General features: G+C 40.4%; 16 protein-coding genes. 8 read left to right on the top strand and 8 right to left on the bottom strand.

From position 1 onward, the window contains the following. Together QQK00_RS10310 and QQK00_RS10305 are read left to right on the top strand one after the other, a co-directional pair. On the top strand, positions 1 to 714 hold the full coding sequence (locus QQK00_RS10310; protein WP_284217426.1) for a capsule biosynthesis GfcC family protein: 714 nt from the start codon (positions 1 to 3) through the stop codon (positions 712 to 714). After that, a complete protein-coding gene (locus QQK00_RS10305; protein ID WP_284217425.1) occupies positions 711 to 2,813 on the top strand; it encodes a YjbH domain-containing protein in 2,103 nt (700 codons plus the stop codon). The genes QQK00_RS10310 and QQK00_RS10305 overlap by 4 nt, the downstream gene beginning before the upstream one ends. Positions 2,814 to 2,918: 105 nt before the next feature. On the opposite strand, the gene QQK00_RS10300 is transcribed toward QQK00_RS10305, so the two are convergent. Beyond that, positions 2,919 to 3,449: a PEP-CTERM sorting domain-containing protein gene (locus QQK00_RS10300; protein WP_284217424.1), complete on the bottom strand. Its 531-nt coding sequence runs from the start codon at positions 3,447 to 3,449 to the stop codon at positions 2,919 to 2,921. Positions 3,450 to 3,917: 468 nt separating this feature from the next. Between QQK00_RS10300 and thrA the strand changes: the two genes are divergently transcribed. From thrA to ung, 4 genes are read left to right on the top strand one after another with little or no spacing between them, the layout of a single operon-like run. After that, entirely contained in the window at positions 3,918 to 6,383 is a 2,466-nt protein-coding gene (thrA, locus tag QQK00_RS10295; protein ID WP_284217423.1) for a bifunctional aspartate kinase/homoserine dehydrogenase I, read from the top strand. Beyond that, a complete protein-coding gene (gene thrB / locus QQK00_RS10290) occupies positions 6,384 to 7,334 on the top strand; it encodes a homoserine kinase (protein ID WP_284217422.1) in 951 nt (316 codons plus the stop codon). It begins immediately after the preceding gene. Positions 7,335 to 7,345: 11 nt separating this feature from the next. Beyond that, a complete protein-coding gene (gene thrC / locus QQK00_RS10285; protein ID WP_284217421.1) occupies positions 7,346 to 8,629 on the top strand; it encodes a threonine synthase in 1,284 nt (427 codons plus the stop codon). A 13-nt stretch (positions 8,630 to 8,642) separates the two neighbouring features. Beyond that, on the top strand, positions 8,643 to 9,308 hold the full coding sequence (gene ung / locus QQK00_RS10280; protein WP_284217420.1) for a uracil-DNA glycosylase: 666 nt from the start codon (positions 8,643 to 8,645) through the stop codon (positions 9,306 to 9,308). A 100-nt stretch (positions 9,309 to 9,408) separates the two neighbouring features. Here ung and QQK00_RS10275 read toward each other — a convergent pair whose 3' ends face one another. The 3 genes from QQK00_RS10275 to tal all read right to left on the bottom strand — a co-directional run bounded on the left by QQK00_RS10275 (position 9,409) and on the right by tal (position 12,413). After that, positions 9,409 to 9,585: a DUF3545 family protein gene (locus QQK00_RS10275; RefSeq protein WP_284217419.1), complete on the bottom strand. Its 177-nt coding sequence runs from the start codon at positions 9,583 to 9,585 to the stop codon at positions 9,409 to 9,411. 202 nt (positions 9,586 to 9,787) lie between these two features. Continuing rightward, a complete protein-coding gene (gene pgi / locus QQK00_RS10270; RefSeq protein WP_284217418.1) occupies positions 9,788 to 11,422 on the bottom strand; it encodes a glucose-6-phosphate isomerase in 1,635 nt (544 codons plus the stop codon). Between the two features lie 37 nt (positions 11,423 to 11,459). Then, complete coding sequence (tal, locus tag QQK00_RS10265; protein ID WP_284217417.1) at positions 11,460 to 12,413, bottom strand: transaldolase; 954 nt, start codon at positions 12,411 to 12,413, stop codon at positions 11,460 to 11,462. Positions 12,414 to 12,825: 412 nt separating this feature from the next. Between tal and yaaA the strand changes: the two genes are divergently transcribed. Beyond that, positions 12,826 to 13,605: a peroxide stress protein YaaA gene (gene yaaA / locus QQK00_RS10260; RefSeq protein ID WP_284217416.1), complete on the top strand. Its 780-nt coding sequence runs from the start codon at positions 12,826 to 12,828 to the stop codon at positions 13,603 to 13,605. Between the two features lie 29 nt (positions 13,606 to 13,634). Here the strand turns inward: yaaA and QQK00_RS10255 are convergent, their stop codons facing one another. The 4 genes from QQK00_RS10255 to QQK00_RS10240 all read right to left on the bottom strand — a co-directional run bounded on the left by QQK00_RS10255 (position 13,635) and on the right by QQK00_RS10240 (position 16,242). After that, positions 13,635 to 14,069, bottom strand: coding sequence for a DUF4426 domain-containing protein (locus QQK00_RS10255; RefSeq protein WP_284217414.1), 435 nt, complete (start codon positions 14,067 to 14,069; stop codon positions 13,635 to 13,637). A gap of 62 nt (positions 14,070 to 14,131) precedes the next feature. After that, positions 14,132 to 14,677, bottom strand: coding sequence for a YggT family protein (locus tag QQK00_RS10250; protein ID WP_284217413.1), 546 nt, complete (start codon positions 14,675 to 14,677; stop codon positions 14,132 to 14,134). 15 nt (positions 14,678 to 14,692) lie between these two features. Further along, the gene (proC, locus tag QQK00_RS10245) at positions 14,693 to 15,514 is read right to left on the bottom strand and encodes a pyrroline-5-carboxylate reductase (RefSeq protein WP_284217412.1); all 822 of its coding nucleotides are present in this window, start codon (positions 15,512 to 15,514) and stop codon (positions 14,693 to 14,695) included. A gap of 20 nt (positions 15,515 to 15,534) precedes the next feature. After that, complete coding sequence (locus QQK00_RS10240; RefSeq protein ID WP_284217411.1) at positions 15,535 to 16,242, bottom strand: YggS family pyridoxal phosphate-dependent enzyme; 708 nt, start codon at positions 16,240 to 16,242, stop codon at positions 15,535 to 15,537. Between the two features lie 39 nt (positions 16,243 to 16,281). Between QQK00_RS10240 and QQK00_RS10235 the strand changes: the two genes are divergently transcribed. After that, entirely contained in the window at positions 16,282 to 17,325 is a 1,044-nt protein-coding gene (locus tag QQK00_RS10235) for a type IV pilus twitching motility protein PilT (RefSeq protein ID WP_284217409.1), read from the top strand. The last annotated feature ends 9 nt before the right edge of the window (positions 17,326 to 17,334 follow it).

The raw sequence follows: 17,334 nt of genomic DNA, 5'->3' as shown, positions 1-17,334 counted from the left end.
TTGTATTACAAACGCATCCCCCTTGCATTGTTTTTATTTGTATCATTACAGTCTGCCGCAAATGTAACAATAAATGTTAATAACACGGTTTATGATTACACTTCTAATCCACGAATGGCCGAAGTTTTGGAGCCTGTGGCGTTGGAGCAATCATGGTATTGGAATGCATCAAAGTTATTTCGTTTGGATAATGTAATTCAGGTAGAACAAAAAAAAGAAGCGCTACGAGTTTTGTCTTCACTGCTTGAAGAGCAAAGCTTCAGCGGAGAGCTTGAAAGGTTAAAGCAAGAATTACGAGATTGGTATGTTCTTTCTAGAGTAAATACTCCTATAGATTTTGAACTGTCTAGGTTGATGAATGAATATAATCCAAGGTTCGAAAATGGCAGTTATAAACTTCTATTGAGTACAAGGCCAAATCATATTTTATTTTTCGGGGCGCTGTCAGAAACGCTCCTACCTTACGAGAATGAAACTGCAATTGATGAATACTTTAAACAGTTGAATATACCAAAAGATGCGTATGTAAAAGGAATCGTCGTAATTGCACCAAATGGTGATAAGAAATTGCTATCAAATTACTTGTCGACGCTTGCATTTGAACCCATGCCTGGAAGTCTTGTTTTTATACCATTTAATGAATCAAGAAATAATAATATAGCATTGTTGAACCACCTTTTATTGGAACTATCTGAACATCGAGTATTGCATTGAAGCGTTCAATTTATTTTAGCCTTTCCTTAATTTTATCTGTCGCTCAAGTAAAAAGCATAGCGGCACAGGAATTTCTTGGGGTATTCGGTCATCACACATCTCAAATGACCTCAGGCGGTATTGGGCTTATACAGACACCTACGGCCCGTATGGGGCGTGAAGGCGACATGTTTTTCAATTATTCCGATATAGAGCAATATCGATTTTGGTCCGTTAATTTACAATTGTTCCCGTGGATGGAATCAACCATAAGATATACCGACGTTCGTTCAAGATTGTTTAGCAATGAGTTTGAGTTTAGTGGCGATCAAACGCTAAAAGATAAAGGAATCGATGTAAAATTTCGATTGTTTGAAGAAACTAGATATATACCCGAAACAGCGATCGGTTTTCGTGATTTTGGGGGAACAGGCTTTTTTGAAAGCGAATTCGTAGGCGTAAGCAAAAAATTTGGTGACTTTGATATCAATTTAGGTATTGGATGGGGATATTTGGGAACATCCGGTAATGTTACCAATCCTATTTGTCGTCTTTCTAGTGAATTTTGTAATCGACCTGAAGGTTTTTCAGGAAGAGGTGGAAGCATTGAGTTTGGGCATTTTTTCAAAGGGCCTGCGGCATTTTTTGGTGGGATAGAGTATCAAACGCCATGGGACTTCCTTAGACTAAAACTTGAATATGAAGGAAATGACTACTCAAACGATCAAGACCAAAGCATCGTCCAAGAGAGTGCATGGAACTTAGCGGCAACATACTCGTACAATGATTTTGATTTCAGCCTCAGTTATATCAGAGGGAATACCTTCGGCTTGTCTATGAATTATAAGTTTAATTTGCATGATTTAAGGCAAAAGAAGTTGTCAAGTCCACCTAGAGAAGTAAATCAAGATAGGCGGAATTTTCCTGTATCAAATATCGATGGTCCTGAGTTAGTAAAGAATTTATACAACGAAGCTGGCTTTGTTACCAAAAGCTCTGCATTAAACGATGAACAATTTACTATTTATGGCACGCAAGTCGCGTATCGCGATCATGATGAGTCGATTCAAAGGGTAGCAAGGGTCTTAATTGATACATTGCCTAACGATATCGATAGAATAAAAATAGTTGAGAATGTGAACGATTTACCTATGCTTGAAACGCAAATTGACGTGCCATTATTCATTCAAGCAGCAAACTATGAACGTTTGGAAACGGATATCCGAGAGAGTTATGTTCGATCCGATACTAGTGAGGATACTTTAAATGAATATAAACCGGTAAGCACTTCAGGCTTTTATAGCAACTTGGAGTCGTATTGGGCGCAAACATTTGGTAGCCCAGAGAAGTTCTATTTTTATCAAGGAGGCCTCATTTACAGTACTGGCTACGTTTTTAACGAACATTTTAGTATTGAGGCTAATTTAGAAGCGACATTGATAGATAACTATGAGGACTTTAATTTTACTCAAGACAATGAAGTAGCAAGTTTACCTCGTGTTCGCACACAAATTAGGGAGTACGTATCTCAAAATTCAGTATCTTTGGATTCCCTATTTGCTCATTGGCAGAACAGAATTGCGCCAAACTGGTATGCCCAAGTTTATGCTGGCTATTTGGAAACTATGTTTGGTGGCTTTGGAGCTGAATTTCTCTATCAACCTGTAAATAGCAATTTTTCGTATGGGTTTGACATCAATTATGTACAGCAAAGAGATTTTGTAAATTTTCTAGACTTTTTAGATTACGAAGCGCTTACTGGGCATGTAAACATGTATTGGCAACCTGAATTCTTAAATGATATTCATGTAACATTTAATATTGGCCAATTTCTCGCTAAAGATCGCGGAATCAATATTGACCTTGAAAAACGATTTGATAGTGGTATTACGGTCGGTGTATATGCTGCTATTACAAATGTGTCTGCTGAGGAATATGGTGAAGGTAGTTTTACCAAAGGGTTTTACATTACTATTCCGTTTGACCTTTTCACAACTAGACCCTCTAAAGGCGGAGGTTACATTCCTTGGGCGCCTATCGCTAGAGATGGTGGGCAAATGTTAAATCGCCCAAGTCAACTTCATACTCAAACAAATATGCGTGGTACATTTTATCGTTGAAAATTGTTTGTTATTGCGTGCCGGAATAGTTTCTTTCAAAAAATCCAAGGACTAGCCTTGGATTTTTTGTAGTAATATTAGCTACTTGCGGAACATCAATGGATGTTAAGCTGTTTGTTTTCTCTTCGTCAATCCAACGAATGCTAGGCCTAAAACAAATAGCACTATTGATAGTGGAGCAGGCACTTCTGCCACTGATAGATTCCAGTTTACTGAGTTGAAACTAGGATCAAACACTGTACCCGCTGCTGCTACGCCAGCTCCAGCACCGAACGATACTGAATCAAAAAAGAAACCACCTGCATTAAAACCACAGTTCCCAACAATAAAGCCGTTTGCACATACAAACAAATCCATTACATCACCTGAAAAGCTTATTTTTGGATCCAGCCCACCTGCTGGGAAATCACTTATTGATACAAAATCAACGTTTTCAATTGAAGGTAGCAGTACGCCGTCGAAACTAACGTCACCAAATGCGTCGATGACGACGGTATCGCTATCAGCTTGAATTGTACCTTCCAAGATACCTGTTAAAACGGAGCCGTTAGTGAACGTATAGTCGAACGATAACAACGTGGCATTTGCCGTTCCTGTGACTAGAAAGAGTAGAGCGATTAGACTTTTGTACATCATTTTTTCCATAAAATATTAAAGAGTTCACAGTCTCTAAGCAGGAAACAAGCCAAAGTATAACTTATTGATATTTATTGTGTTTAACAACTTATCTTATTCAAAATACTAATCGGTGTAAAAATATATGACATTAACTGGTTGAAAAATATACAAAAATATTGAGGTTTAGAATGTTTTTGTTAACAAGAAAGCGCATTAAGTAGTATTTCTCTTTTGTGATAAAAAATGACTTTATTACCAAGTCTTCTTGGATATTTTTAAGCTCTACTGTTGACATTTAGACGTCTATACGGCAAATTGGCGGCATGAAAACAATTCTAATGACTAACGACATGATTATTATTACCACCTCTATCGAGGGCGGTCGTTAGCCAGTACCTGTTTCTAGTTAACGAAAGCCCGCAGAATAAGCGGGCTTTTTTGTATCTAGAGCGGTGAGTCGAAGTAAAATTAAGCAAGGAGTCTTGGATGAAAGTGTTGAAGTTTGGTGGTTCGTCGTTAGCTGATGCGCAGCGTTATATGCGAGTGTTTAACATTAGCCAACAAACACACCAAACAGAAGGTGCAGCGGTAGTATTGTCGGCACCTAAAGGGGTCACAAATGCCTTGTCTCTGTTGTGCGAACAGGCACAAAATGGTGTTGATTGTGGTGAGTTGTTTGCCAAACTTAAGATGACATTAAACGGTATTGCGTCTGAACTGAATGACACTTTGCCTAATTTTGAGTATGACCAACTATCAGTGTTCATTTCGGAAAAACTGGATATTTTAGAAAAACAGCTTTCTGGTATTCAACTGCTGGGCAGTTGTCCTGATCAAGTTACTGCGACTATTTTGAGTCTTGGCGAATATGTCAGTGTGAATATATTTAGCGCTATACTGACAGCTAAAGGCATCGCTAATCGAATTATCGACCCTGTCGAGTATGTTGTGGCTGAAGGCGACTATCTTGATAGTTTAGCGCTTTTGTCAGAAAGCAGGGCTCGTTTTAGTGAAGTAAGATCTGATGGCTCTGAACTACTTATTATGCCTGGCTTTGTTGCAGTGAATGAGGCCGGAGAAAAGGTAACGCTAGGGCGAAATGGCTCAGATTATTCAGCTGCTATTCTTGCCGCATGCATTAACGCGAGTTGTTGCGAAATTTGGACCGATGTCGATGGCGTATATAATGCTGATCCTAACCAAGTCGAAGGTGCGGTTTTACTTGATAAATTGACCTATCAAGAAGCAATGGAATTATCTTACTTCGGCGCTAAGGTGCTACATCCAAAAACTATCGGCCCTATTGCACAGTTTGGTATTCCTTGTCTTATCCGTAATACGCTAAACCCAGCGGCACCTGGTACGTTAATAAGCAAAGAGCCAAGTACTCGCTGGACAAGTGTTAAAGGGATATCTCATCTAGAAGACATTGTGATGTTTAATGTATCCGGTCCAGGTATGAAAGGCATGGTTGGAATGGCTAGTCGAATATTTGATGTCATATCCAAAGGCAGTATCTCGATTTCTTTGATTACTCAGAGCTCGTCAGAGTATAGCATTAGTTTTTGTATTCCGAATAAAGACGCAGATAAAGCGCTAGAGTTACTTGAGGAAAGTTTTGCATTAGAGTTGAGTAATCAGTTATTAGAGCCAATAGAAGTGCGTAAGGACCTCGCGATTGTGACGCTTGTGGGGGATGGTATGCGTGAGTCTAAAGGCATGGCAGCTAAGTTCTTTGATGCCTTAGCACAGGCAAGAGTGAACAATGTAGCGATTGCCCAAGGGTCGTCCGAACGTTCAATATCGACAGTGATTGAAAACAGTAAGGCGAAGAAAGCAGTAAAAGTGATTCATCAAAATTTCTTTTCTAATTTAAAGCCTATCGACGTATTTTTTATTGGCTGTGGTACCGTTGGCGAAGAGTTATTGCGCCAAATTAAAGAACAGCAAACAACGCTACATGAAAAAGATATAAAGTTAAGTGTTTATGGCATTGCCAATAGTAAAGCAAATTTACTTAATGCTACTGGTATCGATCTTAGCGTTGATTGGCAGTCTGATCTTGCCAATGCGAATAGCCCATTCTCGTTAGACGGGTTAGTTGACTTTGTTCGTACAAATAGTTTAACTAATCCGGTTATTATTGACTGCACAAGCAACCAGAGTATTGCAGAACAGTATTGCGACATGCTGGAAGCTGGCTTTCACGTGGTTACACCCAATAAGAAAGCAAATACTTCGTCCATCGAATATTACGAAAAATTACAAAATACTGCACAACAGTCTCGTCGCCAATATTTGTATGAAACGACAGTAGGTGCAGGCTTGCCAGTGATTGACAATTTGCAAAAACTCGTGATTGCGGGTGATAAACTTGAAACATTTGAAGGGATATTGTCTGGTTCATTATCGTTTGTCTTTGGTAAATTAGATGAAGGTTTGAGTCTTTCAGAAGCAACAAAAATTGCAAAAGAAAATGGCTTTACAGAGCCTGATCCTCGTGACGATTTAAGCGGTATGGATGTTGCCCGTAAGTTGCTTATCATGGCGAGAGAATCAGGTTTATCTCTCGAGTTAGACGATATTGTCATCGAATCGGTACTGCCAGAAAACTTTGACGCAAGCGGCGACGTAGCAGCGTTTATGGCTAACTTACCATCGCTTGATTCACAAATTGCAGCGCAAGTAGATGAAGCTAAACTAGCGGGTAAAGTCTTGCGTTATGTTGGGTCTATTAGCGAAGGGAAATGCAAAGTGAGTGTACAAGCGGTCGCGTTAGCGCATCCACTTGCGGCGGTTAAAGACGGTGAAAATGCGCTGGCGATCAATTCAAAATATTATTCTCCAATACCTTATGTTATTCGTGGTTACGGTGCTGGCGCTACTGTGACGGCTGCAGGGGTATTTGCGGATTTACTCCGAACCTTACCGAGTGCAGCGGAGTATCGATAAATGGCAACAACAAAAGCATATGCGCCCGCATCTATTGGTAATGTTAGTTTAGGGTTTGATATTTTAGGTGCTGCCTTGGCGCCAATAGATGGCTGTTTGTTAGGTGATTGGGTATCTATTAGTGATGCTGAAGAATTTCAGTTAAGTGTTGATGGAAGGTTTGCCGATAGGTTGCCTGCTGGCACTGAAAACAACATCGTGACGCGATGTTACAATTTTTTTCAAGATGCGCTGGCAAAAGAAGGTAAAACCAAACTTAGTATTAGCATGCATTTACATAAAGCACTACCAATTGGTAGCGGTTTAGGTTCAAGTGCTAGCTCCATTGTTGCTGCGTTTTATGCTTTAAATGAACACGCTGGTTCGCCGTTTGATAAGGATAGCTTGCTGTTGATGATGGGGGAACTGGAAGGCCAAATTAGCGGCAGCATTCATTATGACAATGTAGCGCCAAGCTATTTGGGGGGAATGACCCTAATGACTGGGCAAGCTTCACCGGTTGCACTCATTTTACCCTCATTTGATGATTGGTATTGGGTGGCATGCTATTCGGGTTTATCGGTGTCTACAGCAGCAGCTCGTAGTATACTACCTCAGCATTTTGACATGGCTACATGCCTAACGTTTGGGCGCCAGATGGGGGTGTTTGTTGATGCCTTGTATCGTGGGGATAAGACGCTTGCAGCTTCTGTAATGACTGACGTTATAGCAGAGCAACATCGAAAGTCATTGTTGCCTCACTTTGATGAAGCGAGAGATTTTGCCAACGCCCAAAATGGTCTGGCGTTTGGAATATCGGGTTCAGGCCCAACCGTGTTTGCCGTAGCTGATGACTTAGCATCTGCTCAGGCGATACAAACATGGTTAAACGACAATTACATACAGAATGAAGACGGTTTTAGTCACGTATGTAAGATTGATAAAGCCGGAACCCGTGTGGTTTCTGAGTAAAGGATAAGTCTGTGGAATTAGTAAATCTTAAAGACGCAAGTGATACAGTATCGTTTGCGCAAGCGGTTAAAAAGGGTTTGGGTAAGCATCAAGGCTTGTACTTCCCTAAAGATATTAAGCCGATGGATGATATTGAAGGCTTGCTAGCATTACCTTTGGTAGAGCGAAGTACAAAGATCATTCAACATTTAGTTGGTGACGAATTAGGTAACGATTTGGTCGCTGATTTAATTCAACGCGCATTTACCTTTCCTGCGCCTATGGCAAAAGTGAAGGATGGGATTTACTGTTTAGAATTGTTCCATGGTCCTACGCTAGCATTTAAAGACTTTGGTGGGCGTTTTATGGCGCAATGCTTATCAGACATTAGCGAAGGAGCGCCAGTAACCATTTTAACCGCTACGTCAGGCGATACAGGTGCGGCAGTTGCTCATGCTTTCCATGGTATTGAAAACATTAACGTGGTCATCTTATTTCCAAAGGGAAAAATTAGCCCGTTGCAAGAGAAGTTATTTACGACGCTTGGCGATAACATCCATACAGTTGCAATTGATGCCGACTTTGATGCTTGCCAACAATTGGTAAAAACAGCATTTGATGACCCTGATGTGCGTGATGGTTTGCATCTAAATTCGGCAAACTCAATTAATATCAGTCGTTTACTTGCGCAAATTTGTTATTACTTTGAAGCAATAGCGCAATTACCGGAAGATGAGCGAAATAGGGCCGTATTTGCGGTACCAAGCGGAAATTTTGGCAACTTAACTGCAGGTATTATTGCTAAAACCTTAGGTTTGCCCATTAAACGTTTTATTGCAGGAACTAACAGTAATGACACCGTACCACGTTATTTAGTATCTGGTGAATGGTCACCTAAACCGACTGTCGCTACGATGTCAAATGCTATGGATGTATCACAACCAAATAATTGGCCAAGAATAGAAGCCTTGGTTGAGCAAGGCTATTTTGATAAGGCGTTATTGACCGGCGAAGCGGTTGATGAAGAATATACGCAGGTCGCAATGCGTCAATTGCTGCAAGAAGGTTACACTTCTGAGCCCCATGCAGCGATTGGTTACAGATGTTTAACTAAGCAGCTTGTTGAGGATGAAGTTGGGATTTTCTTGGGCACTGCACATCCGGCTAAATTTAAGGAAGTGGTAGAAAACGTGCTTGGTCAGCCCTTAAGTTTGCCTGAAGCGTTAGTTGAGGCGAGTGGCAAGGAATCATTTGAAGCTGAACTTCCAAGTAGTTACGAGGCCTTAAAGCAACATATGTTGGCTCTACTAAAGTAGTTAGGTATTGAGCGTGCAGTGGCAAGATATTATCGGCGAAGAAAAGCGGCAAACTTACTTCGTCGATTTACTTCGTTTTATTGAGCAAGAACGGGTATCTGGAAAGATAGTTTATCCACCTAATACTGACGTGTTTAATGCGTTTAAATATACGACACCTCAAAACCTCAAGGTTGTTATCTTGGGTCAGGACCCGTATCACGGCCCTAATCAAGCACATGGCCTATGCTTTTCAGTATTAAAAGGCAACAAAGTGCCGCCGTCTCTTAGGAATATATACAAAGAATTAGCCACTGATATTGACGGTTTTTCAATACCTAATCATGGCGAGTTAACATCCTGGGCAAATCAGGGAGTTTTACTTTTAAATTCAGTCATGACGGTTAGGCAAGGTGAAGCAAACTCTCACAAAGGTAGAGGTTGGGAAGTGTTTACTGACAGCGTAATATCTAAATTAAGTCGCAACTTTGACAATCTCGTGTTCCTATTGTGGGGAAGCCCAGCACAAAAAAAAGCAGCGTTGATCGATGGCAATAAACACCATGTTTTAAGATCTGTCCACCCTTCACCATTATCTGCCCATCGAGGTTTTTTTGGTTGCAAACACTTTAGCCAAACAAATGAAATACTCACTAAAACAGACCGTGACCCCATAAATTGGCACTTACACAAGCACTAACCTATTGCAAAGTCTCATTTGAGAAAGTGTTAGCATTTCACTGTCACTGATACAAAGCCACAGATACCCAGATGTAGCTAGTGTCCGTTAATGTAAACACTTACCTTACGAGTTGTTCTAACTCAATCTCTAAAGAGACATCCATATCCGTCAACTCGCGTTGAAGTCTATATTTTTCTTTGATAGCTTCAATTTCGCGCCATTTACGCTTTTTACTTTTGGTTTTAGTCGGACGAGTTTCGTTGTCTATTATAGAGAGAATATCTACTGATTCCATTAGGATGCTCCTATCAGCTACTTCATGCTCAAGCGGCCTATTTATTATTTTTTTGCCACAAGGTAACTTTTTATCATAACTGACCTAAAAATAAAACAATAAAGTTAAAGAATTGTTAAAATTATATGTCAGTATGATTAAAGGTGAAGAGAGTTAAACATAAAAGGGCATGTGACCCTTCTATGTTTACACGAGGAGTTGTTTAGTTTGTGAAACGTTCAATCAATTGTTGTGTTGAGCTATCAGCGGATGAGAGCTCAGTGTTGCCTTCAATCATGTCTAGTACTTGATTTCCAAGTACTTTACCTAATTCAACACCCCATTGATCGAATGAGTTCAGCCCCCAAATACACCCTTGCACCAACACCTTATGTTCGTATAGAGCAATAAGTGCACCAAGTGTTTTCGGATCCAATTGATTAAACACTAAAGTGTTGCTTGGGTTATTACCGGGCATGGTTTTGTGGTTAGCAAGTACTTGCTTTTCTTCTTGAGATAAGCCGCTATTCTGTAAATCTTGTAGGCACTCTTCAAAGGTTTTGCCCTGCATTAGTGCTTGTGCTTGTCCAAAACAGTTCGATGCAAGCATATTGTGGTGCGTTGTGTTTTGATTTGGTACTGTTGTAGGAAACAGAAAATCTACAGGGATTGGTAGGTTTGATTGATGAATTAGTTGGTAAAAAGAGTGTTGCCCATTTGTTCCTTCACTACCCCAAATGATAGGCCCAGTGCCATAGTCTACGGTTAAACCATTCAGTGTCGTTGATTTACCGTTGCTTTCCATATCAAGTTGCTGGACGTAAGCAGGAAAACCGCGCAAGTAGTGATAATAAGGCAATAAAGCATGTGACTGAGCGCCCATGAAGTTGCGATACCACACGCCTAGCATCGCTAGTATTACAGGCATATTCTCTTCAAACGGTGCACTCTGGAAATGTTCATCCATTTCAAAAGCGCCTTCGAGTATGGCTTTGAAGTGCTCAAAACCCAACGCCAATGAAATAGGTAAGCCAATAGCTGACCAAAGTGAATAGCGCCCGCCTACCCAGTCAGCCATCGGAAATACGTTTTCTTTTGCCATGCCAAATTCAACGGCCGCTTTGACGTTAGAAGACACTGCGACGAAATGCTTTGCAATGTCTGCTTGAGACGTGTTTTTCGACAAAAACCAATCTTTAGCTGTTAAGGTATTTTGCAGGGTTTCTTGCGTACTAAACGACTTTGACGACATGACGAACAATGTTGTCTCTACATCTACAGTCGCCAACACATCATGTATATGACACCCATCAACATTTGCAACGAAGTGCACTTTTATATTGTCTCGTTGATACGGTTTTAGTGATTCCGTAACAATCTTAGGCCCTAAGAATGAACCACCAATGCCAATACTTACAATAGTATCAATCGATTTGCCTGTATACCCTTTGTGCGCGCCAGAATGCACTGACGTTGTAAAAGCCTCAACTTTGTCCAAAGTGGTTTTCACCTCAGGCATTACGTCGTGGCCGCCTACATATACTGACTTCTTGCTAAAATTACGCAATGCTGTATGGAGCACTGCGCGGTCTTCCGTGGTATTTATTGCGTCGCCGCTAAACATAGCAGCTATTTTTTCTTTTAAGCCACGTTGCGTGGCTAAAGAGAACAATTGAGTTAGTACTTCGTCGGTTACCCTGTTTTTAGAGTAATCTAGAAAGATGCCGCCTATTTCTAAGCTGTAGCGTTGGGCGCGAGTGTCGTCTTGTTCAAACATGTCGCGCATGTGCTTGCGTTTGATTAAGGGCGCTAGTTTTTCTAATTCAGCCCAAGCGTTAGCGTTTGTAAGTTTTTCCATGATTCTGCTCGCTGTTTTGCGTTAGATAAGTGATTGATTAAAACAATTCTTTTAATTGCGCTTCTAATTTCACTTGGTCTGCTGCGAAATTTCTGATGCCTTCAGACAGTTTTTGAGTGGCCATGGGGTCTTCATTCATATCCCATCTAAATTCAGTCTCACTTAATTGAGAATCCGCTGATTTAGTTTTGCCACTGTCAACTAGCATTGGCGTTAATTCGCCATCTGTAGTTTCGAGTTGTTCAAGCAATTGAGGGCTAATCGTTAAACGGTCGCAACCCGCTAGTGCAATAATTTCACCCGTGTTTCTAAAGCTGGCACCCATTACAATAGTCTTATATCCGTGTGATTTGTAATATTGATAAATCTTAGTTACAGACTGAACTCCTGGGTCGTTGACGCCTTCAAAGTCTGTTTCATCGGTATTCGCTTTGTACCAATCAAGAATTCTGCCGACAAATGGCGAAATCAAAAATACACCTGCTTCCGCGCAAGCACGAGCCTGAGCAAAGTTGAACAATAATGTAAGATTACATTCAATGCCTTCTTTTTCCAAAATTTCGGCGGCTTTAATACCTTCCCAAGTTGACGCAATTTTTATCAAAATGCGAGATTTGTCGACACCTAAATCGTCGTACATTTTGATGAGTTTTCTCGCTTTTTCAACTGTCGCACTTGTATTAAATGACAAGCGTGCATCTACTTCAGTGGACACCTTTCCTGGCACCACATTTACGATTTCTTTTCCTATTAATACCGATAGCTTATCACCCGCTTCTACGATCTGTTGTTCAGCATCATTTGTTTGCTCTTTTGCGTAGCCAACAGCGGCTTCTAACAACGATTTATATTGCGGTAAACCAGCAGCTTTTAGCAGTAATGAAGGATTGGTCGTGGCGTCTACAGGCGTGTATTTTTTGATTGCATCGATGTCGCCGGTATCTGCTACTACAGTGGTAAGTGCGCGTAATGAAGCTAACTGATTAGACATGTTATTCCCATAATTTGTGATTAAGTTCAACTTAAATGAGTCAAACGCAATATCGAATACTAGGTTGTTATGAACAAACAAGCGTTGATAACTTTGCGTTATGGCTCAAGTTATTTCTTTAGGATACAAAAAACACAGCGTAGTTGCTATGTTAAAGGCGTTATATTATATGATCATAAGTATGACAAACATGTAAAATTAAGCGAATAGACTTTATCTTTCGTCGTTTACTTTTTTTTACTTGATTGCATATATTGGTGATATATGGGCATTGGGCAAAATTTCCATACATTAGATGGGTTGATTGGTATAAATATGATAAATTCATGCATGTATGCAGATGCGCTTTTTAGTGTACTAGTGATCTATTCAAATTAATTACGATAAAACATTATGACCGGAACTAAAATTTATGCTTATTGTTGTTTCTCCAGCAAAAAACCTTGACTATACATCTGATATCCCATCATTAAGTACGACAGAACCTAGGTTGACTAAACAAATTGAAACCTTGGTCACCCGATGTAAAGACCTTTCCCCCGCAGATTTAAGTTCTTTAATGAAAATTAGTGACAAATTGGCGACCCTGAACGCGGAACGGTTTAATAGCTTTGAACCTTTATTTACAGAAAAGAATTCCCGTGCGGCCTTATTTGCTTTTAATGGTGATGTTTACGCAGGCTTGGATGCTAAGTCTTTGGAGCAAAGTGATCTCGAATTTGCGCAATCGCATCTAAGAATTTTGTCTGGCTTATATGGTGTGTTACGCCCACTAGATTTAATGCAAGCTTATCGCTTGGAAATGGGAACAAAATTAGATGTCGCTGGTGCTAAAAATCTTTATGAATTTTGGGGAGAAAAAATTACTTCATTGCTAAATGAAGACCTTGCTGCACAAGGCGATAAGATTATTGTGAATTTAGCGTCCAATGAGTATTTTGCTTCAGTCAAGAAAAGTACCCTCGACGGCAATATTGTGACACCACACTTTAAAGATGAGAAAAACGGGAAATACAAAATTATTAGTTTTTACGCGAAAAAGGCGAGGGGGCTAATGGCAAGGTACATCATACAAAATAAATTGACCACGGTTTCACAGTTAGAAAAGTTCGATGTTGATGGATATGTATTTTCAGTAGAAGAAAGTACGGATAAGGATCTAGTGTTTAAGCGTAAAGAGCAAATCAAATAAGTTTTCGTTGTATAATATGGACAGAGTGATCATTCAGCATACATTTTTTGCTGAAACTTTAATTGTTGGATCTCATTGCCTAGCTGAATATCGATAGTAAATCTTAATGTTTCTTGGTCTGAAAAGTTAACCGTCGATAAGTAGTAAATTGCTTTGCCTTCTTTTACTTGCTTGAAGGCAAGTTGTTTAGTGGTGCCAATTAAGTTTCTAGCATTCCCTCTTACTGAAACACTTTGAGCTTTTTTCGTTGTTTTATCTAATATAGATATATTGAGTAACGCGTTATATTTGCTTCTTATAATGCCATTTTTTTTAGCTACTTCTGGACTTAAAAAAGTACTTGGTATGGCAATGTAATGCACATCCCATGCGCCGAGAACCTTTTTCTGTTCAGCAGCAGACGGAAAGGCTAATACAAATAAAACCCCAAACATTATGGTGGCTTTGTATAGTTGTTTACACATAATTGCTTAGCCCTTAATACTCGTCTTTACTAACCTAGATATAACATATATACACTTGGAGCCTAAAAAATTGGTCCGAAGATATCCGACAATAGTATTCGGACAAATTGCAAGGCAATGATCAATACCAATACCGACAAGTCCAGACCACCCATCGATGGGAGTACGCGACGTATAGGCCCAAGCATTGGCTCGGTGAGTTGCTGCATCACATACTCAATTGGGTTTCCGCCTTGGCTGACCCAGCTTAAAATTGCCCGAATAATCAATACAAAAAATAATAAAGAAAGGAATTCACTCAGCACTGTTAAGGCTGCCGTGAGTAATAGGCTAACGACTGGCGGGAAGCCAGAACCGAACATCGCATTCAAGAGTACTATTTTTATCCCTGCAACGACGAATGCAAAAAGCAAAGACGCAGTGTCTAATCGCCCTAGGGAGGGAACTACTCTGCGCAAGGGACCTATAACCGGTTGTGTTGCCTTGACGACAAACTGGCTAAACGGATTGTAGAAATCCGCTCGCGCTACTTGAAGCCAAATACGCAATATTATTACCATTAAATACAAGTTAAAAATCGTATCAATTAAAAATACAGTGGCATTCATATGTTCTTGGTGTCCTTAAAATTCTTTCGACATTTCATTCGCACGAGCAACAGCTGCTTGCATTGCACGTGCGAAGGTTTGCTCAATATTATCGTTTTGCAAGCTAAGCACTGCTTGATGCGTTGTACCACCTTTTGATGTTACATTTGCTCTAAGCTGTGAAGGCTCAAGATCTTCATTTTCTTTCAGCATTTTTGCACTACCAAACATGGCCTGTTGAACCAGTTTTCTCGCCTGGGCCTTGTTTAAGCCCATGTTTATAGCTTCTGCTTGCATGGCTTCCGCGATTAAAAAGAAATAGGCTGGGCTACTACCGGCGGCGGCAATCACAGTATTTATATGATCTTCGTTATCTACAAGTACAGTATCGCCGACTTTTCGCATGATATCTAACACAAATTGCACGTTTTCTTGGGCAACAACGTCGTGAGCATAAACGCCAGACATGCCCTGTCCGATAGCCGATGGCGTATTGGGCATCACCCTTACAATGTTCTTAACACCGTTAAGCATTTCACTCAGTCTATCAGTGGGTATTCCTGCAGCAATAGACACGAAACACTTATTAGATAAGCGCTCTTTGGATTTGAACGCGGCACACACCTTGGACATTAGTTGCGGTTTAACCGCAAGAATGATGACATCGCCAAATGCGATACCGTCGTCGTTACTATTGGATGTACAAATATCACAGTCGGCAATCAGTATATCTAACTTGGCTTGGCTTGGGTTTGTCGCCATTATTTTATCTGATGGATATCCATCTGCGATCAGTCCACGAATAATTGCTGAGGTCATATTACCCGCACCAATAAACGTGATGTTTTTATAAAGCATATTCTTCCTAATTACTGGCGTTACTTACTCATGGGTTTTCGTGCGCCAAAAATACCTGTTCCAACCCTTACCATGGTGCTGCCTTGCGAAATTGCAAGGCTAAGGTCAGCGCTCATTCCCATTGACAGTGTATCAAAATGTTCGAATTGACCTTTACACTCGTCAAATAAAGCCTGCATATTAGCAAAACTTTGTTTAAGTTGCGCTGCACTTTGCTTGGCTTGTGGAATAGTCATTAACCCCCTGCAACGCAAATTCGGCAAATCCTGAATTTCTTCGACAAATGCTTTTGCGTCTTGTAATAAGACCCCAGCTTTATTTGGATCTTTATCTATATTGACCTGAACGCATACGTTGAGCGGTAATTTATCAATACTTCGTTGTTCATTCAGCCGTTTAGCAATTTTCAAGCGAGCTAATGAATGCATCCAATCAAAATTTTCTGCCACTAATTTACTTTTGTTTGATTGTAAGGGGCCGATAAAGTGCCAAATGATGTCAGAAAAGTGTTTCATTTGCTGAATTTTTTCGACGCCTTCTTGCACATAGTTTTCGCCAAAGTTTCGGTGTCCTGCTTCATACGCGAGGATTATATCGGATACCGGTTTGGTTTTACTTACAGCGAGTAAATGAATATCGTTTGGGTCACGCGAATAGGCGATTGCAGCTTCAGCGAGAGCAATGTTTACCTGTTTTAAATTTTGGGCGATATGGTTGTTGTTTGACATTTGTGTTTATAAAACCTAATACCTGTTGGAGATTATACTGTGGATATTAACGAACTATTAGCGTTTAGCGTGCAAAATGGCGCGTCTGATTTACATCTTTCTGCGGGTTTACCACCAATTATTCGTGTTGATGGCGAAATGCGACGTTTGAACGTACCCGAATTATCGCATAAAGATGTGCACGGGTTAATCTACGATATAATGAATGATCGTCAACGCAAAGAATACGAAGAAAATCTAGAAGTAGATTTTTCTTTTGAAATAACTGATTTATCCCGTTTTCGTGTGAATGCATTTATGCAAAACCGTGGTGCAGCGGCCGTATTGCGTACGATTCCGAGTAAAATTCTTAGCTTAGATGACCTTGGCGCACCGAGTATATTTAAATCTGTGATTGATCAACCCACCGGTATTGTGCTGGTTACAGGGGCAACAGGTTCGGGCAAAAGTACTACGCTTGCGGCGATGGTCGACCATATTAACGCACATAAACGTGACCACATTTTGACCATTGAAGATCCCATCGAATTTGTCCATGAGAATAAACTGAGTGTGTTAAACCAACGTGAAGTACATAGAGATACTCATAGTTTCAATAATGCCCTACGCAGCGCATTGCGTGAAGATCCTGATGTTATTCTTGTGGGTGAGTTGCGCGACTTAGAAACCATTCGTTTGGCAATCTCAGCGGCTGAAACAGGGCATTTGGTATTTGGTACATTGCATACTAACTCTGCGCCTAAAACCATAGACCGTATTATTGATGTGTTTCCCGCTGAAGAAAAAGCCATGGTACGTTCAATGTTGTCAGAGTCGTTGAGAGCTGTGATTTCACAAACCTTGCTGAAGAAGATTGGAGGGGGGCGAATCGCTGCTCACGAAATCATGTTAGGTATTCCTGCGATCAGAAACCTCATCCGTGAGGACAAGGTACCGCAAATGTACTCAGTTATCCAAACCGGACAGGCACATGGTATGCAGACGATGGACCAGTGTTTAGCCAAGTTAGTTGCACAAGGCCTAATTACTCAACAGGATGCTAATGCAAAGTCTGTCGATAAACCTAGCAACAATGCGTTTTAAGGAGACTGT

The sequence above is a fragment of the Agaribacter marinus genome (assembly GCF_030160655.1).
GTDB lineage: Bacteria > Pseudomonadota > Gammaproteobacteria > Enterobacterales > Alteromonadaceae > Glaciecola > Glaciecola marina.
The sequence above is the reverse complement of the archived record's forward strand: the minus strand, read 5'-3'. Positions and strand labels throughout refer to the sequence as shown.